This is a genomic window from Thalassospira sp. MIT1004, assembly GCF_001858545.1.
Classification (GTDB): domain Bacteria; phylum Pseudomonadota; class Alphaproteobacteria; order Rhodospirillales; family Thalassospiraceae; genus Thalassospira; species Thalassospira xiamenensis.
The window spans coordinates 511,097-532,555 of the sequence record NZ_MCAO01000011.1; the positions used below are offsets into that span (position 1 = coordinate 511,097).

A 21,459-nucleotide genomic window follows, 5' to 3' on the forward strand; every position below is an offset into this window, starting at 1 on the left:
GCATCAAGAAAAACAAGAACTGAAATGGCCGTTATGACCAAACCTGAAAAATCATTGTTCGAAACCCGACCGCCCAGCACCTTGGCGCAAAGCGCCTTTGTCTCGCTGTATGGCGGGGTTTACGAACATTCCCCCTGGATCGCAAAGCAGCTTTATGATCGCGGCATCACGTCTGCCCTTGATGCCCCCGATGCGCTCGCCGATGCCATGGCAGCCGTGGTAAATGGCGCGGTTGGCGATGACAAACTGACACTGCTTCGCGCCCACCCTGATCTTGCAGGCAAGCTTGCCTTGGCGGAACTGACGCATTCCTCGCAGAATGAACAAACCGGTGCCGGACTTGATCAATGTACGCCCGATGAACTTGCCCGGTTTACGAAATTGAATGACGACTACAAAAAGAAGTTCGGTTTCCCGTTCATCTTTGCGGTCAAAGGGTTCCATCGGACCGACATCCTGAACGCATTCGAACGCCGCGTTAAAAACGATGTTGAAACCGAATTTAACGAGGCCATCAATCAGGTACACCGTATCGCCAAGCTGCGCCTCGAAGCCCTTTGATCGCCAATGACTGGCCCGAACAAAATAACCAATAATCAGGATTTAAAAGCCATGAGCCACCACACAAACCTTGATGCCCCGGAATTTACCCGGCGTTTTGTCAATCTGGCCGACGAACGTCTGGGCGCAGAAGCAATCTTTGCGACCGACGATTTCTTTGCCGACAAGCAACGCATGTTGCAAACCGCCGATGCCATTTTTTATCCGGATAAATATGATGACAATGGCAAGTGGATGGATGGCTGGGAAAGCCGCCGGAAACGTGTGGAAGGTCATGATTACTGTGTGGTACGGCTGGCAACATCGGGCCGGATTTACGGTGTCGATATCGATACCAGCCACTTCACCGGCAACTTCCCGCCCGCCGCATCGCTAGAGGCATGCTATTGCCCGGATGGTGATCCCGCCGAAGATACAACCTGGATCGAAATTGTTGCCCCGATCGGGTTGCGTGCCGGTGTCGGCGCAGAAGCCCACCATTATGCTGACGTCACGGCAGAGGGCGTTTTCACCCATGTCCGCCTGCATATCTATCCCGATGGAGGCATTGCCCGTCTGCGCGTTTATGGCCGCCCGGATCGGGACTGGTCAAAAATGGCAAGCAGTGCCGATCAGATTGATCTGGCAGCCATGATCAATGGCGGCGTGGTCCTGACATGGTCGGATGCCCATTATGGCAACCCGAATGCCATTCTGGCCCCGGGCAGAGGCATCAATATGGGTGATGGCTGGGAAACCAGACGGCGCCGCGAACCCGGCAACGAGTGGCTTATCGTTGAGCTCGGCCATCCTGGCGAGATCGAGAAAATCATCGTCGACACCTGCCACTTCAAGGGCAACTATCCCGACCGGGTTTCCATTCAGGCCGCCTATGTGGATGGTGAAAAGGATAAGTCGCTGCGCGCACGTTCGATGTTCTGGCAAACCATTTTGCCTGAACAGAAAATGCAGGCCGACCATATCCACGAATTTGATGCGTCGGTCATCGCCAAGCTCGGCCCGGTATCGCATTTGCGCGTCAATTCCATTCCCGATGGCGGGATCAGCCGCCTGCGCATTCTTGGCAAACCGGCAAAGCGATAAGACTATGAAACTGAAAGTCGAACCGCTAAACCCCGCGGCTTTTGCCCCGTTTGGCGAGGTGATATCCACCGCCACCGCGCGGGACGAATATAAAATCAATCTGGGGACAACAACGCGGTTTCACGACATATCGCGCGTTGATGTCGGGGACGAAGGTGGCATACCAATCATCAGCATTTTTCGCGGCACACCGCGCCCGATGCCGATTGAAATCAAAATGATGGAACGCCATCCACTGGGCTCCCAGGCGTTCGTGCCTCTAAGCGGTCAGAAGTTCCTGATTGTTGTGGCAGAGGGTTCAGATACCCCTGCCCTCGAAGACCTACGCGCCTTTATCTCGGACGGGACACAAGGTGTGACTTATGCCAAGAATGTCTGGCACCACCCGCTTCTGGCGCTTGAACCAGAAAGTGATTTTCTGATCGTGGATCGCAGCGGCCCGGGCAACAACCTGAACGAAATTGATCTGCCGATGGTTGATGATACGCCTGTAACGCTTGACTGGCCCCAGACTTGAGAAAACGATCACAAGACATTGCACCCTGATCAATTGCGATCAGGGTCGTTTTGCCAGTCCCTGATTGCCAAGATACCGGTGCAGTTCGCTGGAATCACCGACAACATCCTCGGCCCCGGCCTGCATTAACATTTCGGCATCTTGCGGATTTCGATGGCCTCCACCAAGAAATCCGACGGATCGCATCCCGGCCGCCCCGGCGGCAATAATCCCGGCGGGGCTGTCTTCGATCACAAGACAGTTTTCCGGTTTGGAACCGCATTCCCGCGCCGCATGCAGGAAGATATCCGGGGCCGGTTTGCCATTTGCCACTTCCTCGACCGAGAAAATCCGCGCCTCGAAGAAATCAAGCAAACCGGTATTTCCAAGACAGGTATCAAGGCGTGCCAAATCACTGCCCGATGCAACGCAAACCGGCACATCAAGTGATTTCAGAACCGCGTCAATGCCACCAATCGCCCGCAGATCTGTTTCAAAAAGACTTCCGAGCAGATCTTCACATTCTTTCTGATACTGCACGGCGTCAATCGCGGTTGCGTGATCATTATTCAGGCAGTCGACCATCCCGGCATAGGACACACCGCCAAAACGGCGCGCCAGGTCATCCGACGAGACTTCAATGCCATAGCCTGCAAGTATCTGAACATCGACGGCAAACGACAGCACTTCACTATCGATCAGCACCCCATCGCAATCAAAGATGACAAGATTGATCACTGTGTTGCCGCGCCGCCACCCAGATCAAGGGCAAGCAACCGTTTCTGGATTTCCTGTGACAGCACCGCACTTGGCTGCGCCTCAAGGGCGCGCTGATAAGCCGCGCGTGCCATTTCGGTTTTGCCCATCGCAAGGGCATTTTCGGCAAAATGCGCAAGATGTTCAGCCGTCGGCATTGCCTTGTTTACAGCCACAAATATCTCTTCTGCTTCCTGATATTTGCCCTGCTTATAAAGCACCAGCCCGTAGGTATCGAGCGCACCGGGATCACCGGGTGCAACCTGCAAGGCACGCTTGATCAGACGTTCTGCTTCACCCAAATTTTCACCACGAACCGCATAATGGAAGGCAAGCCAGTTCGCCGCACCGGCATTCCCCGCATTCGATGCCTGCGTTGCTTCTGCCAGCATGGTGTTGCGATAGGTTTCCATCACCGCCTTGATGGCATCGCTATCAAGACCATCAACCCATGTCAGACCGACACGGACCGCCTTGCATCCCTTGCCACCCTTTTCCTGACAAAGGGCAACGGATTCTTCAACCGCGCCCAGCACGGTCGCGCTCGGCCCGGCGGCATATTCAACCCCTGCCTCGTCACGCGATAGCGCCTTGAAATCGATCATCGCCCGGTATCGTTCGTCAACCGGCTTTTCCGCCGGGCTTGCGAACATATCCTGAGGCTCCCATTTCGCAGAGGTATCGCCGCAGGCCGCCAGCGTTAGAAGGGCCAGGCCCGCAATGAGATGATGTGTCCGGATCAACAAAGCAGTCATTCCCTGATGCTGTTTCATGTGATGACAAAGCATAGCCTGTCCCGATTAGGCAGGCGTTAACGATACTGGCCCCACTGCACCCCACCGATCAAAAGATCGGAATAACGGGGTGAAACCGCTTTGAAATTACCATCGGCAAGATCACGCAACATTGCCGCATGGTCGATTTCGTTCTGGCCATGGAAGAAACTGGTCACAATCTGCCAATCATCATCCGCGACCTCATAACGATAGATATCAACATAATCACGCGCCGTGAAAAAGGCTGCTTCTTCCATTCCATCGCCGTCAAGATCGACCAGCAACAATGCGCACTGGTCCGGGGCTCCTGTGCCTGAACCTTCCTTGCGACAGAAGCGGCGATCATATTCAAGCTGTGCTTCAAGCAATCCGGTTACGGCTTCCCCAGGCACGCGATATTCCGCAGGATAAACCGGAATATTGTCAATTTCGCCCATCACCCGTCCGGCATCGGAATCGATATGGCTGCGCAGTTCAGCAAGTGGCGGCACCGTGTCGGGTTTTGCCACGTCAAGTTCAGCAAGTGCCTTCTCGCCCGGCATTCCAAGATTTCGGGCAATGAAAGAAAGATCAGCCGTGTCCCAGTCTGCCATCGACAAAAGACGGCTTTGCTGATTGCGCGCCGAAATGCTGACCGGGTCAAGCAACGGCAGATGTATGATAAAGGCCGTCAGGGCCCCACAAATCGCGATATGGCCAAACGCCCGGCGCAACGATACCGGGGTTGACTGGCGACGGCCAAATGCCGCCACCGAAAGCCATATCGTCGCCATCAAGACAAATACCGCCGCCCAGATCGCATAAATCCGCGATGGGGTCAGTCCGTATTCACGCACCCGGATATAAATCGTTGCCATCGCAATCAGGGCAAAAATCGGTGCCATCCACAATGTAAAGCGAAAGACACGATCACCGATCCGGCCAAACAAGGTTACACCTTCGCCTGCCTGCACCGCCCCAAACAGTAGGTAACTTAACCCTGCTGCGGCGGCCATCACGGTCCACCAGACACCAAATTCCTGATCCAGCAGAACTTCCCAGCCACCCAATGCCGCCGCAATCAGAAACAGGAAAAGCCCCAGAGCCTGAATCGGATAAAGAATGCGGAACATTCCGCCAATCACTTGGCGGACCGGGATCAGAAGCCCCGATTTTTCACGCGCAATGAGGATACCTGTGGCAAAAGCCGCCCCCGAAAGGGGCATCGCAACATACGCCTCACTGATCAGGTCCCAAATCTGGTCGATCCCCACCAGCATAAACAGCGAAGACAAGGCATAAAGAACGGGCCAGACAACACCAACCCCGACCAAACCAAATGCCAATGCCAGCTTGATTGACCAGATTTCGGGCACCAGTGCCGCCCGATCCGGATAGTTTGGTAAAACAGTCGTCTGCAACGGCCCCCATATCCGCCATATGGCGACAGCAAGCCCGACCCAAAACGCCTGACAGGCGAGCAAACCTAAAATGGCGACATCATCGGTATGATCGAACCCGACCAGATGCTGAAATGCCAGCACCTGAAGGGCTGCGAGGGTTGGTAAAACAAACGTCACCGCAAGATCATCACGCAGACGACGCACGCCAATGGCAAACCAGCTGCAATAGGCCAGTGCGGCAATAAAGGTCATTAGACTCGCCAGAAGATAGTCATCCTCCCAGCGATAATCGATCAGATACCAGAATGCGAAGCCATATGCCGCGCCGCTAAGGGGGAACAGCCAATGCGCTTTTTTCATCGGTTTGCCTTTGCTCGTGCCCGATTGTTCGGGTCAGGTTGTCTTTATAAACAGTATTAAAACAGAAAAAGCCGCCGGGATCATCCGATCTCCGGCGGCTTTAACTTTTTGTCTTAAAAAGACTTTTTTATGGTCTAAGCCGATCAGGCGCGGCGTTCTGCGATCATCTTTTTGATTTCGGTGATCGCCAATGCCGGGTTCAGGCCTTTCGGGCAGGTATTGGTGCAGTTCATGATCGTGTGGCAACGATACAGGCGGAACGGATCTTCGAGCGCGTCGAGACGTTCACCGGTATATTCATCACGCGAGTCAGCCAGCCAACGATAAGCCTGCAACAGAACAGCCGGGCCGAGATAACGGTCGGAGTTCCACCAGTAAGACGGGCACGCGGTCGAGCAGGAGAAGCACAGGATGCATTCCCACAGACCGTCAAGCTTCGCGCGTTCTTCACGCGACTGCAGACGCTCGCCATCGGGCGGAGTCGGGCTATCGGCCTTCAGCCACGGCTCGATCGAGGCGAGCTGTGCATAAGGCTGCGACAGATCCGGCACCAGATCCTTGACCACCGGCATATGCGGCAGCGGATAGATTTTGACCTCGCCCTTGATGTCCTCGATCGGTTTCAGACACGCAAGCGTGTTGCGACCGTCGATATTCATCGCGCACGAACCGCAAATGCCTTCGCGACAAGAACGACGGAATGTCAGGGTCGCGTCGATCTCGTTCTTGATCTTGATCAGCGCATCAAGAACCATCGGACCGCACTTATCAAGGTCAATGTCGTAAGTATCGGTACGCGGGTTATCGCCACTGTCAGGATCATAACGATAGATCTTGAAGCTGCGGGTGTTTGTCGCGTCAGCCGGTGCAGAGAACGACTTGCCCTCTTTAACGACCGAATTGGCGGGAAGATTGAATTCTACCATCTCTCAAATCCTCTCTTGCCGCGCCTTAATAGACGCGCTCTTTCGGCTCGATATACGACACTTCATCTGTAAGGGTGAAGTTATTGACCGGACGATAGGTCAGATCAACGCCATACCCTTTGTCCCAATCGACAGTCGCAATCGTGTGCTTCATCCAGACTTCGTCATCACGCTTCGGATAATCCTCGTGGGCATGTGCCCCGCGTGATTCGTGACGGGCCTCGGCGGAATTCATGGTTGCAGCAGCGCAGACCATGAGGTTTTCGAGTTCCATCGTTTCGACGAGATCGGAGTTCCAGATCAGCGAACGATCCGACACGGCAACATCAGGAAGCGTTGCTGCGGTCGCGGAAAGCTTTTCGACACCTTCCTTGAGAATCTCGGCAGTACGGAACACGCCGCAATTGCCCTGCATGACGCGCTGCATTTCCAGACGGATTTCGGCGGTCGGACGAGAACCCTTTGCCCAACGCAGACGGTCGAAACGTGCAATAGCCTCGTCGCCATCGGTGGTTTTGAGTTCCTTGTAGGATGCCTTGGCATCGACGACTTCGGCGGCGTGCAAGCCACATGCACGACCAAAAACAACAAGGTCGAGCAACGAGTTGGTGCCAAGACGGTTTGCACCGTGGACCGACACGCAGGCCGCTTCGCCGGCCGCCATCAGACCCGGAACGATTGCGTTCGGGTTATCCGCGGTCGGACGCAGGACTTCGCCCTTATAGTTGGTCGGAATGCCGCCCATGTTGTAATGAACCGTCGGCAGGACCGGGATCGGTTCCTTGGTCGCATCAACACCGGCAAAGATTTTTGCGGTTTCGGTAATACCCGGCAGACGTTCCCACAGCACTTCCGAACCAAGATGTTCAAGGTGCAGGTGGATGTATTCACCGTGTTCGCCAACACCGCGACCATCACGGATTTCCTGTGCCATACCGCGCGAAACGACGTCACGTGACGCAAGGTCCTTAACGGTCGGTGCGTAACGTTCCATGAAACGTTCGCCTTCGGAGTTGGTCAGATAACCGCCCTCGCCACGCGCACCTTCGGTGATCAGGCAGCCAGAACCGTAAATGCCGGTCGGGTGGAACTGAACGAATTCCATGTCCTGAAGACCAAGGCCTGCACGTGCGACCATGCCATGACCGTCACCGGTGCAGGTATGGGCCGAGGTGCAGCTAAAGAATGCGCGACCATAACCGCCCGACGCCAGAATGGTCATCTTGGCGTTGAAACGATGGATTTCACCGGTATCAAGATCCCAGGCGACCAGACCTTTGCACGACCCGTCGTCACCCATGATCAGATCAAGGGCGATATATTCGACAAAGAATTCGGCTTTGTGTTTCAGGCACTGCTGATACAGGGTGTGCAGCATGGCATGACCGGTACGGTCAGCCGCGGCACAGGCACGTTCGACCGGCGCTTTACCGTGGTCACGGGTATGACCACCGAACGGACGCTGATAGATTTTACCATCTTCGGTCCGCGAGAACGGCATGCCGTAATGTTCAAGTTCATGAACAGCCGGAACAGCGTTACGGCACATATATTCGATCGCGTCCTGGTCACCGAGCCAGTCGGAGCCCTTGACGGTGTCATACATATGCCACTGCCAGTGATCTTCGGACATGTTGCCAAGTGATGCACCAATGCCGCCCTGCGCCGCAACGGTGTGCGAGCGGGTCGGGAAGACCTTGGTGATACAGGCGGTTTTCAGTCCGGCTTCGACCGTACCAAGCGTCGCACGAAGACCGGCGCCGCCTGCGCCCATAACAACGACGTCGTAGTTATGGTCGATAATTTTATATGATTCGCTCATTGGTTCAGGCTCCGGCAAAAACGATACGCATGACCGACACGATGGCAGCAACCGACAGGAATGCGGCCACAGCCTTGATCAGGAACAGCGATACGATTTCTGCTTTACGGTTGTGCACATAATCCTCGATCACGACCTGAAGGCCGTGCGTGAAGTGCACAGAAACACTGATGATCATCAGGATCATCATGGTCGAATGGAAATACGAGCTCAGCCAATCACGGACTGCATCATAGTCGGCCGTATGGCCAGACAGGATCGATATGATGAACCAGATGCCGAGCGGAAGGTTTGCGACAGCGGTAACGCGCTGGGTCCACCAGTGCGACGAGCCACTTTTAGCAGAACCGAGGCCGCGAACACGGCCCAGATCGGATTGCATTTTCATGACAGGTTTGTCCCCTCTTGCCCGGCCTTAGGCCAGACCGATAATCCAGGTAAGAATGGTCAGCACGATTGCCGCGCCAAAGACGATCGGGTTGCCTTTTCTGGCGCCCTCATTCGTCAGGCCGCGACCGGTATCCCAGACAAGGTGCCGGACACCGTTGCAAGCATGGTAATAAAATGCCGCCGTCCAACCGAACAGCAGCAGCAGACCAAACCACGAGGTGAAAAATGCGTGATAGCCGTCAAATGCATCACGACCAGCGCCGGCACCAATCAGCCAGGACGCCAGAAATACGAAACCAATGGCAAGACCGACACCCATCGCACGGAACGAAATGGACATCTTGGCTGCCATCGGAAGCCGGTACACCTGCAAGTGCGGAGACAGCGGCCGATTGGCTTTGCTCATAGCGGATTTGCCTCTTCTCAAAGTAGCTGGCGGGAAAGCAGGGTTTATTTACCCATGCAACGGGTTTGAGTCAATCTAGACACCTTTGAAATCCAAAGAAATCCGCGATCAAATTCCGTTTTCGCCTCGGTTAAACTACGTAGTTGACCTCTCTTGTGCCGTCTACGACCCGCGGGAAGGGCCAAGGGTTCCCCCTTAATGCAGAAAACGGCGTAACGTGCATTTAGCAATCGCACAATTAGACCTTAATACGCAAGACTGCACCTGCCAGATTATCTGGGAATTAAAACGGTATAATCAAAGTCCAGAAGAACGCCGGAGTCATATTTTCCTTCTGCGTCACGTAACGGGAAGTCAGATGCCTGCCGATCGCGCACCGCAACAAGACGCAAACGAAGCGCACCGATGTCTCGCCGCCCCGGAATTTCAAACTTGTCCAGCACCTCCGACCAAGCAAACACCGTATCGCCGGCAAAAGCCGGATTAGCATGCGCACCGGCATTAATCGCAGCAATACGAAAACCGTTGCCAAGCCCGTTAAAGGACAATGCACGTGCCAGTGAAATGATGTGCCCACCATAAATCAGCCGCTTGCCAAACCGCCCGGCACCTGCCGCAACCTGATCAAAGTGAACCTTGGCCGTGTTCTGGTAAAGACGGGTTGCGATCTGGTGTTCGGCTTCTTCGATGGTCATGCCATCGATATGATCGATTTTTTCGCCAATCGCATATTCACCCCAACGATGGGATGCCCCGGCCAGCTCAAAATCATAGGCCGACAGATCAAGGCTTTTGGGTATCTGCAATGCCTCTGGCGCAACAACGCCTGGCAATTCAGGAAGAACTGTTTCAGGTGCCCCGGCACTTTCATCATGTTTGCGCACCATGACCCAGCGATTGTAATCCAGCACCATCTCGCCGCGCTGATTACGACCGATGGAATTGACGTAAACCACACCGCTCTTGCCGTTCGAGTTTTCCTTAAGCCCGATCACGGTCGATACCGTACTGACCGTATCGCCAGGATAGACCGGCGCGCCAAACACCCCACCGGCATAACCAAGATTGGCAACCGCATTTAACGACACATCTGGCACGGTTTTGCCAAAAACCATATGAAACGCCAGAAAATCATCCACAGGCGCGCGATCAAACCCGATCCGCCGGGCAAATTCATCAGATGACTGCACCGCAAAACGGGAACCATAAAGGCCGGTATAAAGTGCGACATCACCGGTCGTGATCGTGCGCGGTGTTGCGTGGCGCATTTCCTGACCGATGCGGAAATCCTCAAAATAATTTCCGGGATTTGTTTTCGATGCCATGGTGCCTCCCTGCATTTATGGCGCTTGGTCTGACGGGATGGCATGCCGGTTCTTTTCGCGCTTTTTATCCGGCTATGCGACCGGGCTTAAGCCGCGTCCATTTCCGCAATCTGATCGGCCATTGCGACCAGACGCTTGGCCGAAACCACATGCAAATTCTCGATCAGTTTGCCATCGACCACGACAACACCTTTGCCCTCTTGTGCCGCTTCCTGATGGGCGGCAATGATTTTGCGTGCCCAGGCAATCTCGCTTTCGGCTGGGGCGAATGCGGTATTAGCAGCCGCAATGGTTTTGGGATGGATCAGCGTTTTGCCATCAAATCCCATTTCGCGCCCCTGCTTACAGGATGCGGCGAAGCCATCATCGTCCGAAAGATCAAGATGAACGCCGTCAAGGATCGCAAGGCCATAGGCACGGGCCGCCAGCAGGCAAAGGCCAAGACTTGTCATCATTGGCAAACGATCAGGCGTATGAGCACAGTTCAGATCCTTCGCCAGATCAGATGTCCCCATCACAAAACCGCCAAGACGCGGATGAGCCCCTGCGATTTCCCTGGCATCAAGCATCGCAAGCGGCGTTTCCATCATGCACCAGATACGCATATCCGCATGCGCACCCTGCGCTTCCATGATGGTCGCAACCTGTCGGACCGTATCGGCACTTTCCACCTTTGGCAGCAAAATCGCGTCGGCCGATGTTTTGGCCGCAGCCACGATATCGGCATATCCCCACGGGGTGTTTAATCCGTTGGTCCTGATCTGGATTTCACGTTTGCCATAACCACCTTCTGCCAGCGCGGCAACGATCTGATCGCGGGCAACATCCTTAGCGTCGGGTGCCACCGCATCCTCAAGATCAAGGATCAGGCCATCAGCAGGCAGACTGCGCCCCTTTTCCAGTGCCCGGGCGTTGGAGCCTGGCATATATAAAACGGAACGACGCGGACGGGCAGTTGCAGCCACGGGACACCTCCACAAAGCGTAATTTTTGTACAATACTTAATAATAATCTTTGTGAAAATTACCCAAACTCAAAATACGCTTCAAGTCACTTTTTGCAGTGCGATATCGGGAACGGGCTGCGGCTTATTATTTAACAATCAGTACTTGCTGATCTTGCGATGATAAAGATAATAGCATTAGAGGGGACTACTACGCACAATAATTGAATCCAGGGGTCAGAATGAAATCGCAACCTGCTAAGGCGTTGGTAGTCGCTTTATGCGCCACCAGCCTTTTAAGTGGTTGCGTTACCAACGGCGGTAACGGCAACTTTCTGAGCATTACGCCCGGGGCAAATGGCGAATGTGAATATAACGAAGCAGCCTATGTAATCGGCGGAGCATTGCTGGGCATCGGTATCGGTCTGCTTGCGGGTGGTGACAACAGAGGGGTCGCAACAGTAGCCGGGGGAGCCGCTGGCGGACTCATTGGCAAAGGAGTGCAATCGTACCTTCAGAACAGATGCAAAGAACTTGCGGCTGTTAAAAAGCAAATGAAAGAAAGTGATCTCAATGTTCAGGCAGTTAACGCACCTGCACCAAGCAGCTGGGTTAACCCGGACGCATCGTCACCAAAAGAAGGCGAACAAGGCATCATCGTTACTGTTTCTAATGCAATGATGTTTGCCAGCGGCTCATCTGTACCAACAAAGTCTGCCGCTGCTGATCTGCAAAAATTGGCAAAGACCTATGCAGGCAAGAACCGAAAGGTTTTGATTATTGGGCACACGGACTCGTCCGGCCCCGAACAGCTGAATCGGACCCTTTCGGAAAAACGCGCACGCGAAGTTGCCAAAATCTTTGAAAGCTCCGGGGTCGGCCTGGCTGATCTGTATTACAAGGGTGCCGGCGCAGATCGCCCGATCGCAACCAACCTCACCGCAGAAGGGCGCGCTGCAAACCGCCGGGTTGAGGTCGTCGAACTTGGAACGGAAGAGGGCATCATCGCCTATGATAATTTTGTTGAAAGTGATCCAACTCTTCCCTCTCGCGTTGTGAAATCGCAAGAGTCACCTTATATTCCCCGGCCTCCTCAAACGTCCAAACCAGCGACGGAAAACAAACCCGAACTCCCCTCCAAAACGATACCAACAGTCGCCTCCTTGAAATCTGGCAGCTCAATCGATTTCGGCGGCCTGCCCATTGATGAGTTCGATCAGAACTTGGCTGCTAATGTGGAGAAAAGCCAAGTAGAAAAATCTCTTTTTTCTACTTTGTGGCCGGTCTCTGAAGCAAAAGCCTCCAACGAGACCGACATGATGCTTGGAACGAATTGCATTAATGACAGTTATAGACCAGTTGGAAGCATCATGTCTCTGGACGGAGACATGCCGGTTCATCGCACATCGGATTATATTCCCGGACTTTACTCGACCTCATGGCATGACACTGTTAACGGGCATCTTATTGGCCTGACCAAGGTGGCTGTCTTGGAAGATAGCGGCCTTGTCGAGAAAGCGCCCGGTCTCTTTGTCTTTGAAAATTACAAGAAAGGGGACCAAGCACCGACCCTTAGCGCCGAGGGCTCTGCAAGGTCCTATATCGGCGCGAACGGCGTGGTCTATCGCGTATTCTTTGACGAAGGTGCATGGCCGGTCAGATGTATCGATACCTTCTTCCCGCGAAATGTGGCTCAACAAGGCCTCGCGCAAGCTCGGATATATTACGACAAAGATAGCAAAGTCTTTGCAAACGAGATGCACTTGAAAATCGCCAAAAGCACGGAACAATAAAATGGATGAACTTTACGCATTCTTGCTGTTATATCGTGCCATCATTGGCGCAGCTGTCCTTACCGCAATCTTTGTCATTCTTGTCATTGCTTGGTGGGATGAAGTAAAACTGTTTTTCAAGAGCGCTCTCTACAGCTTACCCCTGATCGGTAAGACGCGTCGCTTATCAAAAGACATCTCGGTACGCAGAGATGGCTGGTTTGCATCCGAACGTACTCTTTGTGATGACTTTGCTGGTGACATCCGGCGAATTGCCGCAGATCCCGAAATGTATGACCGCTCCAAAAGCTATCTGGGGAAAGTACAAGAACTGGGCAGGAACGAACTGGGCATCCTCATGCGTGTTCTCCTGATCGCAATGGTATTTGTCGAAGCCCTCGGTTTTGCGTATGTGCTTGCCGGATACACGCTGCCCGGAGCGAGTGAACAGTTACAGGTTCAGGGATCTTTCTTTATCGCCTTTCTCATTTCCTGCGTGTTGGTGTTTCTTACCCACCAATCAGGTCAGGAACTTCACAAGCGAGGCCTGATCAAGAAAATTCGGACCTGGTGGATCCATGACAATGCGGAAGACCGCCCTAATCTTCTGGGTCGCACAAACAAGGTCACACTTGAGAACGATCAGGTGGATGATAACGATCCCGCCTATATGCAAATTCTGCATCGCGTTGACACTAATGCACATGTTACGCCCGGCGCTCCGATGTGGACCATCATCGCCGCGATCGCCATTATCGGTGTCGCAATTGGAGCGACATATGTGCGCTATGAGACCTATCAACAGGAAAAAACTGCGGAAACCATTGGCGCGAACACCTCGCCAAACAATTCCCTTTTCTCGCTTGAAGGCCTAGCGTCTGAAGGGCTTCCTGATGTTTTGACCGAGCCGCAGACAGAAGCCAATAATCAAGCGCACAATGAGCAAGAGGGTGCGCGTGACGCTGCCAACTTGACGACCTATGCCATTTTGGCGACCCTCTTTATCCTTATTCAAATCATGGGTATTGGCATCGGTTATAAAACCGGATTTGCAGGTAAAGAAAGCTCGACCGCACGGCGCATCATTCGCAATTTCCCAAGCAGAACATCTTACGAAGCCTGGTACGAACGCAAACGTGATGCAATTGCGCGGGTCGCGCAAAAACACCTTTCAAACTTGCAGGCACGACTGACCGAGAACGCAACTTCCAATGGTGTAGATAAAACGCATAGAGAAGTTATACAACACTCAGCTGACCGCACCTTTATCGAGCATTACGAACAAACGGAAATCAAGGCAGAGCAATCCCGCCAAAACAGCGAAGCTCGAAAACTTTCGCGTACTGTGGAAAGCAAACTGCAACCATCGGAAAGCATCAAAACGACCACCGCGCCAGAACCTGTAAACCAGGGCAAGACAGCAGCGGAGAGTCCGGAAGAAATGGAAGCACGCATTCGCAGGGAATTGCTTGCCGAAAAAGAGGCAAAAGAAAAGCATGTCGAAACCGAAGACGAAATGCGTGAACGCATGCGTAAGGAGCTCGGACTTGGATCTTAAACGTTTAGCTCCGAGAACTATACAGAACTTCGGGCCACTTTTTGCCGTCGCAATACTAGCTGGAGCGTTGATTTTTTGGTTTGACCAAAAGACGGCAAATGCCACAACCGCAAAAATCGGCAGTTGCTATCAATTGGTCACGCTGGGGGATATTGATCCCCCGTCTGCGTCACGCGACTTATATGTACTTGTCGACCAGACAATGACTCTTCCCAAAAAACTCCAAGAAGAAACATATCGAAAAATTATCGAGTTTTTGCGCCCAGGGGATGTCATACAGATTATCGGATTTTCTGCAAATGCTGCTGGTTTCTATACTGAGGTCATTCTCAAAGGCATTATAGATAACCGCTTAGGCGATGAGATTCGCTACTCCGTCTCCAAGAAAGTCCTGCACCAACTCGATCAGTGCTATCAGGCTCAGGACACCCAAGTGCGTCAATATACAGGACGCGCCTTAATCCACGCATTTTCCCAAGCAACAACAGAGCTCCCCAAAACAGAAATTGTTTCCAACCTTGCGGTTGTTGCAAAGGACATTATCGCCAAGTCGGAAACACCTGAAAAATATGTACTGATCGTTTCAGACATGATGGAAAACTCGGACCTCATGTCCCTGTATGGCAACGGCAAGCTCGAAAACCTGCCCATCGATCAGGAAATCAAAAAACTGGGCGAAAAGCTGGCATTTGAAGATATGAGCAACGCCAAAGTATATGTCATTGGCGGAGGCTATCTTGACAATGGCAATTACAGATCATCCTTGGAATTGAAAGCGCTGGAGCATTTCTGGGCAAGCTACTTTGAGCATTCCAATGCTGAACTCAAGCAGTTTGGCACCCCGTCATTGCTGAGCGGAATTGGAAACTAGATCTTCCCTAAAAGACGGATGACCAGAAGTGGTCACCGTCTTTTTCACCCAGAACCATCACCGTCGCACTCCGCCCCGCAACCAGCCGGACACTTTCAGGGACGCTATCAAGCGATACGCGCACCGGCACACGTTGCGCCAAGCGAACCCAGCTGAAGGTCGACTTGACATTTGCAAGGCTTCCCCCTGCGCCCGACCGTTCACTATCCTGAATACCGCCTGCGATGCTGACGACATGGCCGTAGATAGCGTTATCTTCCCCCATCAGACGGACTTCAACATGATCGCCGATTGCGATACGCGGCAGTTTGGTTTCTTCGAAATAACCCGCCACATAAAATGACTGGCTATCGACCAGGGCAGCAATCGCCTGCCCTGCACCAACATAGTTCCCCCGACGTAACGAGAAATTCGTCAGGATGCCATCAACCGGGGCAACAACCTTGGTACGTGCCAGATTCAAAACCGCAAGGTCAAGATCGGCCTTGGCCAGATCCATATCTGCCTGTGCGGTCGCGAGATTGGTTGCAACCTGTTCTTTTTTCTGACGCGAAACAACGTCGCTATCAAGCCCCCGGTAGCGTTTCACTTCACGCTTGGCCTGATCACGTGCGGCAATGGCACTTTCAAGTTTTGCCTGTGCCTGATCAACGGCCACCTGATACCGGGCTGGATCAATGGAAAACAGCAAATCCCCGGCATGAACAATCTGGTTGTCGGTGACATTTACCTCACTGACCAGCCCGGCGATGTCCGGCGCAATTGCCACAACGTCGGCACTGACCCGTCCATCCCGGGTCCAAGGAGAGTTCATGTAGTAGTCATAAAGCTGATAACCGCCAGCAGATGCCGCCAGAACAAGAACAAGCGTCACCAGAACGCGAAGGGAATTGGCAAAAGTCGGTTTCACATCGTCACCTATTGAACAAACAGAGCCGAAAGTGCCGTCAGGATCAGCACGAACAAGGCCAGATCCGTTAAAGCGGGATGCGCGGTTATCTTGTAAAAACCGATCCGCGCAAGGGCGACATGCAGCACTTTCAGGCAGAACCAGGCGCCAAGCGCCATTATCAGAAAGGCGGGCACAAACACGCCGTAAACATCGATCATCGGATTGATCATGCGGTTTCTCCGATCAGGGGTGGCAGATCGGACACGAATGCCTTATCTGCCCGGCGATCCAGCACCGGTGCGCCCGCGCGGCATAAGGCACGGCGCAGCGCAATCAGCGGGATCAGCAATTTAGCGCGAAGCGGTGTGGGTGAAATTGCCACGACCTCACGCAGGATATTATCGACTTCATCAAGGATCACAGGATCGGGCAGTGCGCCAAAATCTCGGCGGCGATTGTCAAAATGACGCGCCATGTTTCGCAAAACCACATCCAGTTTGGTCGCGATCCTTTGATCCGCCAGCGCCTTAAAACGATGCAGGTCATAAATGCTGGCAGCAATCGAGACCTCCGGCATTGACCGGATCAAAGTATCGCGATGGTCTGGTGCCAATGCCAATCTGGGCAAAATCAAACCCTGCCGATCCAGTAAACGGCGGATCATGACCATGCGCGGCAAACGGAGCGTCCCGCGCGCAATAGCACTAATGTCGCGCCAGTTTGACATCACCAGTCGCCGAATGCTGGCATCGACTGTCACGCTGCGTACAAAGGCCGTAACAAGTGCCGCGACAGCAAAACCGGCAAGCGATGCCAGACCGCTATCGAGCAGGGTGGCAAAGTTGCTGCTGTAACTGGTATCGACATTCAGGATCATCACGACATTGACCAGCATCGCCAGACCAAACCCGTATGTCTGCGGGGAAGTCATCAACACCCCCAGCAAAAGGAAATAGGGTGCAAACGCCATAACAAGAAGCGGGAAGCCATCAATGCCGGGCAGAATCGCAAGGCTGTAGATAATCACGACAACAATTGCCATCGCGGTATAACGGATGAAGCCCTTCAAGGCCGGAACCGGATTATCAAGGAACGACATGATACTGGCACCGACTGCTGCCATCATCGCCGCCGTCCCACCCGTAGGCCATGCCGTCATGATCCAGAAACCGCATACCAGCAAGGTTGCAATCACCGCCGTCATGCCGGACCGGAACGCAACACCGTAATCGCGATGCAAAGCCCGCTCCTGCGCGCTATCGCGCCAGCGATCCACGACGTCGACTGGAACATTGTCGACACGCACCCCATCCCACAACCGGCAGCAATCGGAATAAAAATTCAAAAGCCGATGCAGACGATTACAAAGATTAAGCTGCAACAGGCCATCCCATTCCGATGCATTCGAAAACTCGGCACCATATGCGGCAATTCGCGCATGAAGCGCCTGCGCTGACAAACCATCGTAGTGGCCGGTTGCCATATGGATCGCCACATCATCAAGAATGGCCCGCAAATCTTTGGGGATGCTCCCACTGTAATCGACAAGCGCGGTTATTCTGTCATGAACGGCGAAAAACACAGGCAAAAGAGCGGCTATCGCGCTTTGCAGGGCTTGCAATTGGCGGGTTCGCCCAGCAAATCGGGACTTTTCATATCCCAGATGAACAGAAAGCCCGTGCAATTCACCAATATCTGCCGCGATGCGTGTCCGGTCCTGATGCAATTTTTCAGGATCAGAACCAGCATCAAAGCTTAGCTTTGCCAGGTCGGCAATATCGCCCATCCAGCCATCAATCCGTGCCGCGACGACCGGGCCGACATGGCGTGGGAAAATGATATGACTGACCAGTGTGGCACAAATGATGCCAAGCGTAATTTCCTGGACGCGCGCAACGGCCGTATCAAAAATAATCCCGGGGTCCGTTACGCACGGAAAACCGACAATCGCCGCGGTATAGCCCGCCAGCATGAAAAGGTAGCTCTTGGGCGTCCGGTCCAGTCGGGAAAGATAAAGGCAGCCCCCAACCCAAATTGCGAGCGCAAGCGATAGCAAAGCCGGCGCATTCACAAGATTGGGCACCATTACAATCGCCGCAACCGCCCCAATGATCGTTCCGATCACACGATAAAGTGCCTTGGACGCCAGAACACCGGACAAAGGATGGGCAACGATATAGACCGTTGCCATCGCCCAGACAGGCCGATCAAGATCAAAGGCCAGCGCAATGAACAATGCAAGAACCGCCGCGGCAAATGTTTTTGCCGAAAACAGCCAGTCAGCACCTTTAGGACGCAGGGCAAGAATATTTGCAAACATCTTATCCCCCGCACCCTAAGCGTCGCCACCGCGTTGCGCCAGTTTGTCAAGCAATTGCTGCATGACATCAAGAGTGGTCGCAAGATTTTCGGGGTCGATATCGGCCGTGAGTTCGTTGCGGATATCGGCAAGAATGATCTCGATCTCGGCGGCTTTGTCTTTACCTGCTGCCGTTAGCGCAACCATTTTGGCGCGCCGGTCGCTCAGATCGCAAACACGCGAAATAAGTCCATCGCGTTCCAGCGCATCAATAACCCGCACAAGAGACGGGCCTTCGACGCCGATTTCATCTGCAATCAAACCTTGCCGTACGGGACCGGCTGCCCGGTTGAGAACAATCAGGGGCATTACCATGGTTTGAGACAAGCCTTGCGATTGTAATGTGCTGTCGATCTCGCGACGCCAGCAACGCGCGACACGCATCAACGTGCTTCCAAGACTCAGATAAGGGGTATCAATATCATTGTTTTCCATGATGCAAAGCATAACAGAGAAATTAGATAGTATCCTAACTATTATAATCCTATCAGTTATGCGCTGTAAGCATAAATGTCCGCCCGCATGCTCGCGATGAACAATTAATCGATTAGTTTCAATTATTTAAATTGCACTGATCTATTGCGCCTTGCCAAACAGGCCCGACAACAGCAGGCCCGTTACAGGTGGCACCTCGTTCAACGCGCGCCCATTGGACAAGAAAACAATCGCGACATCCTGTTTGGGGAACCACGAAAATTCCGCAGAATAACCGAAATAAACCCCGTCATGCCCCCAAACAGGTCCCCAATCGGTTTTGCCGATCATCATGCCATAGCCATAGGAACCTTCGCCGGCGAATAATGTATCCGTCGTGGCCCGCTCCAGCGCGTTCGCGCCCAGCAAAATACCATCCGCAAACAGCGCCCGGCCAAATTTCAAAAGATCTTCTGCGGTTGAAATCACCCCGCCATCTGAAAGCTGATCGCCGACATCAAAATCGGTCACATCCTCAAGCTTGCCATCCCCATTGGCGTCATCAAAGCCGCGCGCAAGATCATCGGGGCGCGGATACCGGCCAAAGGATGTATTGCGCATTTCGGCTGGCTCAAAAATCCGTCGATTGAACACCGCTTCGATGTGATCGCCTTCGACCTGTTCTATCAGGACACCCAGCAGGATATAGTTGCTGTTGGACGGGTTATATTGGGTACCGGGTTTGAAATGTGCTTCACGGCCCGCAATCAGCGGCAGCAATTCGCGATTACGCCAGCCGTGCTGGGGATCGCGCCCGACCAGCTCAAAGAAAAATTCCCCATCCAGATAATCGGGAATGCCTGAACTATTGCGCAAAAGATCACGAACGGTCGCAACATTGGCATTGGCAATCTTGTCGCGGAATTCCGCAGGAAGCCATTTGGCAATCGGATCGGAAAGGTCGATGCGCTTTTCAGATGCCAACTGCAACACAACCACCGCAGTCATCATTTTGGTCAGTGACCCGATATAGAATTGCCTGTCCTGGGTCATGCCCTTGTCGGGATTTACCGCTGCATACCCGGTTGCGGCAAAGCGCATCTGACCGTCACCATAACCAATGCCGATTACTGCACCCGGCAAACCGGCCTGCTCGACATATTGCCGCAAAAATTTGACAAGCGGATCATCGGGCTCGTTTTTTTCCTCGGCATATGCCGCCGACGGCACCGATACTGCGACAAGCAGCAGAAATAATACCGGCACCAAAAGCCGCCAAAACCCTGAAGTCACGACTTTGTCCCCACAAAACGTCAAATTTGGTGCCAGCATTGATGAAATTGTTTATCGGCTGGTTAACCTGTTGATTGATCTATCTGTTCTATCCATGCGACCAGAGCAGCACGAAATTCCAAAGACGGGACCCAGACAATCTCTTCGTCCTGCTCTTCATATGCCGGAGCAATTTCGCAAATTGCCGCATCCATTTTTAAGATATAGGCATTCATTGCCATCTCCCAATGGTCTTCACTGCCATTGATGATGGCATCCACCCGATCAAGCACGATTTGCGCCCATTCCGGTGCATTCTGAATATCCAGAACAAGACAGGCAGCGATGCGATCATGCCCTTCATCGCCAACAATCCTGCCGGGCCAATCGGGTACCATCATTTCACCGCCTGCCATTTTCAAGCCTCACATTTCACGGTTAACGCAGCGGGAACGCGGTGTTGATGTTTCCGCCATTGACCCCAACCGCGATGTAGAAACGGTTTGAATCGTCGTCACCTTCGCAATACGGCCCCTGTGTAGCCATCACCGGATCTGGTCGATTTTTCCCGCACACCACCCAGCCGGGTGCTCCGGCAGGACAGGCTTCCTGATTGGCTTCCGCATAAAGGATGGAGTTCACAACCTCATCCTGGGAACAGCTGTCGGGGAACATTGTCGAAATCGACTTCTGAACACCGTTCTTTTTAAAGGATATATTGTAAATTCCCATCGGGTTCGCTGGCTGGGTGATCACAACATTCGTTATCCCCCCACCCGCAGGATTGCTTCCGCCGGGACGGGAATGGAAACCGACAGCCTTGCCTTTGCTGTTTATCTCGCCACAGAAAACGTGATCGCCATTGATGTCGGGCAGCCCCGCATTTGTGATCGTACCGACCGGGCACGCGACCTGAGCCATCGCGGATGTGGCATTGATCATCAACAGCCCGCAAACCAGCAGGATCACGGCGACAAAAGTATGGGAGAGCTTTAAAAGTGTCGTCATAAACGACCTCCTTTGCCTTGTCCTAGCAGTTCCTGCCGCCACCATCAGGGCTGCGGCATACTGCCCGGAACAGACGCCATCAACCCA

At 53.3% G+C, this 21,459-nt stretch carries 22 protein-coding genes; 6 read left to right on the top strand and 16 right to left on the bottom strand.

Annotation, left to right across the window (positions count from 1 at the left end; all coding sequences use genetic code 11):
• Nucleotides 1-33 precede the first annotated feature (33 nt).
• Genes uraD through BC440_RS07000 form a run of 3 tightly spaced genes read left to right on the top strand, consistent with a single transcriptional unit; the run spans nucleotide 34 to nucleotide 2,161 of the window.
• Nucleotides 34-561 (top strand): 2-oxo-4-hydroxy-4-carboxy-5-ureidoimidazoline decarboxylase, encoded by a 528-nt coding sequence (gene uraD, locus BC440_RS06990; protein ID WP_063092574.1) that lies wholly within the window; start codon nucleotides 34-36, stop codon nucleotides 559-561.
• A 51-nt stretch (nucleotides 562-612) separates the two neighbouring features.
• Nucleotides 613-1,644 carry an allantoicase gene (gene alc / locus BC440_RS06995; RefSeq protein ID WP_063092553.1) on the top strand — a complete coding sequence of 344 codons (1,032 nt, stop codon included), beginning with the start codon at nucleotides 613-615 and terminating at the stop codon, nucleotides 1,642-1,644.
• A 4-nt stretch (nucleotides 1,645-1,648) separates the two neighbouring features.
• A complete protein-coding gene (locus tag BC440_RS07000) occupies nucleotides 1,649-2,161 on the top strand; it encodes an ureidoglycolate lyase (protein WP_063092552.1) in 513 nt (170 codons plus the stop codon).
• 39 nt (nucleotides 2,162-2,200) lie between these two features.
• Here the strand turns inward: BC440_RS07000 and BC440_RS07005 are convergent, their stop codons facing one another.
• The 9 genes from BC440_RS07005 to BC440_RS07045 form a co-directional block, all read right to left on the bottom strand.
• Entirely contained in the window at nucleotides 2,201-2,878 is a 678-nt protein-coding gene (locus BC440_RS07005; protein ID WP_063092551.1) for an HAD-IA family hydrolase, read from the bottom strand.
• On the bottom strand, nucleotides 2,875-3,651 hold the full coding sequence (locus BC440_RS07010) for a hypothetical protein (protein ID WP_223304889.1): 777 nt from the start codon (nucleotides 3,649-3,651) through the stop codon (nucleotides 2,875-2,877). The genes BC440_RS07005 and BC440_RS07010 overlap by 4 nt, the downstream gene beginning before the upstream one ends.
• A gap of 56 nt (nucleotides 3,652-3,707) precedes the next feature.
• Nucleotides 3,708-5,414, bottom strand: a complete 1,707-nt coding sequence (locus tag BC440_RS07015) for a DUF4153 domain-containing protein (RefSeq protein WP_063092549.1) — start codon at nucleotides 5,412-5,414, stop codon at nucleotides 3,708-3,710.
• Nucleotides 5,415-5,557: 143 nt separating this feature from the next.
• On the bottom strand, nucleotides 5,558-6,340 hold the full coding sequence (locus BC440_RS07020; RefSeq protein WP_063092548.1) for a succinate dehydrogenase iron-sulfur subunit: 783 nt from the start codon (nucleotides 6,338-6,340) through the stop codon (nucleotides 5,558-5,560).
• Between the two features lie 25 nt (nucleotides 6,341-6,365).
• The gene (gene sdhA, locus BC440_RS07025) at nucleotides 6,366-8,162 is read right to left on the bottom strand and encodes a succinate dehydrogenase flavoprotein subunit (protein WP_063092547.1); all 1,797 of its coding nucleotides are present in this window, start codon (nucleotides 8,160-8,162) and stop codon (nucleotides 6,366-6,368) included.
• A 4-nt stretch (nucleotides 8,163-8,166) separates the two neighbouring features.
• Nucleotides 8,167-8,550, bottom strand: coding sequence for a succinate dehydrogenase, hydrophobic membrane anchor protein (gene sdhD, locus BC440_RS07030; protein ID WP_007088830.1), 384 nt, complete (start codon nucleotides 8,548-8,550; stop codon nucleotides 8,167-8,169).
• Between the two features lie 27 nt (nucleotides 8,551-8,577).
• On the bottom strand, nucleotides 8,578-8,958 hold the full coding sequence (sdhC, locus tag BC440_RS07035) for a succinate dehydrogenase, cytochrome b556 subunit (protein WP_007088829.1): 381 nt from the start codon (nucleotides 8,956-8,958) through the stop codon (nucleotides 8,578-8,580).
• A 272-nt stretch (nucleotides 8,959-9,230) separates the two neighbouring features.
• Nucleotides 9,231-10,283 (bottom strand): MaoC family dehydratase, encoded by a 1,053-nt coding sequence (locus BC440_RS07040; RefSeq protein WP_063092546.1) that lies wholly within the window; start codon nucleotides 10,281-10,283, stop codon nucleotides 9,231-9,233.
• Between the two features lie 86 nt (nucleotides 10,284-10,369).
• Nucleotides 10,370-11,248: a CoA ester lyase gene (locus BC440_RS07045; protein ID WP_063092545.1), complete on the bottom strand. Its 879-nt coding sequence runs from the start codon at nucleotides 11,246-11,248 to the stop codon at nucleotides 10,370-10,372.
• A 220-nt stretch (nucleotides 11,249-11,468) separates the two neighbouring features.
• Between BC440_RS07045 and BC440_RS07050 the strand changes: the two genes are divergently transcribed.
• Genes BC440_RS07050 through BC440_RS07060 form a run of 3 tightly spaced genes read left to right on the top strand, consistent with a single transcriptional unit; the run spans nucleotide 11,469 to nucleotide 15,427 of the window.
• On the top strand, nucleotides 11,469-13,019 hold the full coding sequence (locus BC440_RS07050) for an OmpA family protein (RefSeq protein WP_063092544.1): 1,551 nt from the start codon (nucleotides 11,469-11,471) through the stop codon (nucleotides 13,017-13,019).
• A 1-nt stretch (nucleotide 13,020) separates the two neighbouring features.
• A complete protein-coding gene (locus BC440_RS07055) occupies nucleotides 13,021-14,556 on the top strand; it encodes a hypothetical protein (protein WP_063092543.1) in 1,536 nt (511 codons plus the stop codon).
• Complete coding sequence (locus BC440_RS07060) at nucleotides 14,546-15,427, top strand: hypothetical protein (protein ID WP_063092542.1); 882 nt, start codon at nucleotides 14,546-14,548, stop codon at nucleotides 15,425-15,427. Before BC440_RS07055 ends, BC440_RS07060 begins: the two co-directional genes overlap by 11 nt.
• Nucleotides 15,428-15,434: 7 nt before the next feature.
• Here the strand turns inward: BC440_RS07060 and BC440_RS07065 are convergent, their stop codons facing one another.
• The 7 genes from BC440_RS07065 to BC440_RS07095 all read right to left on the bottom strand — a co-directional run bounded on the left by BC440_RS07065 (nucleotide 15,435) and on the right by BC440_RS07095 (nucleotide 21,372).
• Nucleotides 15,435-16,337, bottom strand: coding sequence for an HlyD family secretion protein (locus BC440_RS07065; protein ID WP_063092541.1), 903 nt, complete (start codon nucleotides 16,335-16,337; stop codon nucleotides 15,435-15,437).
• An 8-nt stretch (nucleotides 16,338-16,345) separates the two neighbouring features.
• Entirely contained in the window at nucleotides 16,346-16,549 is a 204-nt protein-coding gene (locus tag BC440_RS07070; protein WP_063092540.1) for a DUF1656 domain-containing protein, read from the bottom strand.
• Nucleotides 16,546-18,639: an FUSC family protein gene (locus BC440_RS07075; RefSeq protein WP_063092539.1), complete on the bottom strand. Its 2,094-nt coding sequence runs from the start codon at nucleotides 18,637-18,639 to the stop codon at nucleotides 16,546-16,548. The genes BC440_RS07070 and BC440_RS07075 overlap by 4 nt, the downstream gene beginning before the upstream one ends.
• Nucleotides 18,640-18,654: 15 nt before the next feature.
• Complete coding sequence (locus tag BC440_RS07080; RefSeq protein WP_223304891.1) at nucleotides 18,655-19,062, bottom strand: MarR family transcriptional regulator; 408 nt, start codon at nucleotides 19,060-19,062, stop codon at nucleotides 18,655-18,657.
• A gap of 192 nt (nucleotides 19,063-19,254) precedes the next feature.
• Nucleotides 19,255-20,385, bottom strand: coding sequence for a serine hydrolase domain-containing protein (locus BC440_RS07085; RefSeq protein WP_223304892.1), 1,131 nt, complete (start codon nucleotides 20,383-20,385; stop codon nucleotides 19,255-19,257).
• 62 nt (nucleotides 20,386-20,447) lie between these two features.
• Nucleotides 20,448-20,765: a hypothetical protein gene (locus tag BC440_RS07090; RefSeq protein ID WP_139189985.1), complete on the bottom strand. Its 318-nt coding sequence runs from the start codon at nucleotides 20,763-20,765 to the stop codon at nucleotides 20,448-20,450.
• 37 nt (nucleotides 20,766-20,802) lie between these two features.
• Complete coding sequence (locus BC440_RS07095) at nucleotides 20,803-21,372, bottom strand: EndoU domain-containing protein (RefSeq protein ID WP_063092535.1); 570 nt, start codon at nucleotides 21,370-21,372, stop codon at nucleotides 20,803-20,805.
• Between the last annotated feature and the right edge of the window lie 87 nt (nucleotides 21,373-21,459).

Excerpts from the sequence above, each read along its gene's own strand:
- sdhD (WP_007088830.1), bottom strand. The coding sequence starts at position 8,550 with ATGAAAATGCAATCCGATCTGGGCCGTGTTCGCGGCCTCGGTTCTGCT.
- BC440_RS07020 (WP_063092548.1), bottom strand. The coding sequence starts at position 6,340 with ATGGTAGAATTCAATCTTCCCGCCAATTCGGTCGTTAAAGAGGGCAAG.
- alc (WP_063092553.1), top strand. The coding sequence starts at position 613 with ATGAGCCACCACACAAACCTTGATGCCCCGGAATTTACCCGGCGTTTT.
- BC440_RS07040 (WP_063092546.1), bottom strand. The coding sequence starts at position 10,283 with ATGGCATCGAAAACAAATCCCGGAAATTATTTTGAGGATTTCCGCATC.
- BC440_RS07000 (WP_063092552.1), top strand. The coding sequence starts at position 1,649 with ATGAAACTGAAAGTCGAACCGCTAAACCCCGCGGCTTTTGCCCCGTTT.
- BC440_RS07080 (WP_223304891.1), bottom strand. The coding sequence starts at position 19,062 with ATGCGTGTCGCGCGTTGCTGGCGTCGCGAGATCGACAGCACATTACAA.
- BC440_RS07050 (WP_063092544.1), top strand. The coding sequence starts at position 11,469 with ATGAAATCGCAACCTGCTAAGGCGTTGGTAGTCGCTTTATGCGCCACC.
- uraD (WP_063092574.1), top strand. The coding sequence starts at position 34 with ATGACCAAACCTGAAAAATCATTGTTCGAAACCCGACCGCCCAGCACC.
- BC440_RS07090 (WP_139189985.1), bottom strand. The coding sequence starts at position 20,765 with ATGATGGTACCCGATTGGCCCGGCAGGATTGTTGGCGATGAAGGGCAT.
- BC440_RS07055 (WP_063092543.1), top strand. The coding sequence starts at position 13,021 with ATGGATGAACTTTACGCATTCTTGCTGTTATATCGTGCCATCATTGGC.
- BC440_RS07010 (WP_223304889.1), bottom strand. The coding sequence starts at position 3,651 with ATGACTGCTTTGTTGATCCGGACACATCATCTCATTGCGGGCCTGGCC.
- BC440_RS07095 (WP_063092535.1), bottom strand. The coding sequence starts at position 21,372 with ATGACGACACTTTTAAAGCTCTCCCATACTTTTGTCGCCGTGATCCTG.
- BC440_RS07075 (WP_063092539.1), bottom strand. The coding sequence starts at position 18,639 with ATGTTTGCAAATATTCTTGCCCTGCGTCCTAAAGGTGCTGACTGGCTG.
- sdhC (WP_007088829.1), bottom strand. The coding sequence starts at position 8,958 with ATGAGCAAAGCCAATCGGCCGCTGTCTCCGCACTTGCAGGTGTACCGG.
- BC440_RS07070 (WP_063092540.1), bottom strand. The coding sequence starts at position 16,549 with ATGATCAATCCGATGATCGATGTTTACGGCGTGTTTGTGCCCGCCTTT.
- sdhA (WP_063092547.1), bottom strand. The coding sequence starts at position 8,162 with ATGAGCGAATCATATAAAATTATCGACCATAACTACGACGTCGTTGTT.
- BC440_RS07015 (WP_063092549.1), bottom strand. The coding sequence starts at position 5,414 with ATGAAAAAAGCGCATTGGCTGTTCCCCCTTAGCGGCGCGGCATATGGC.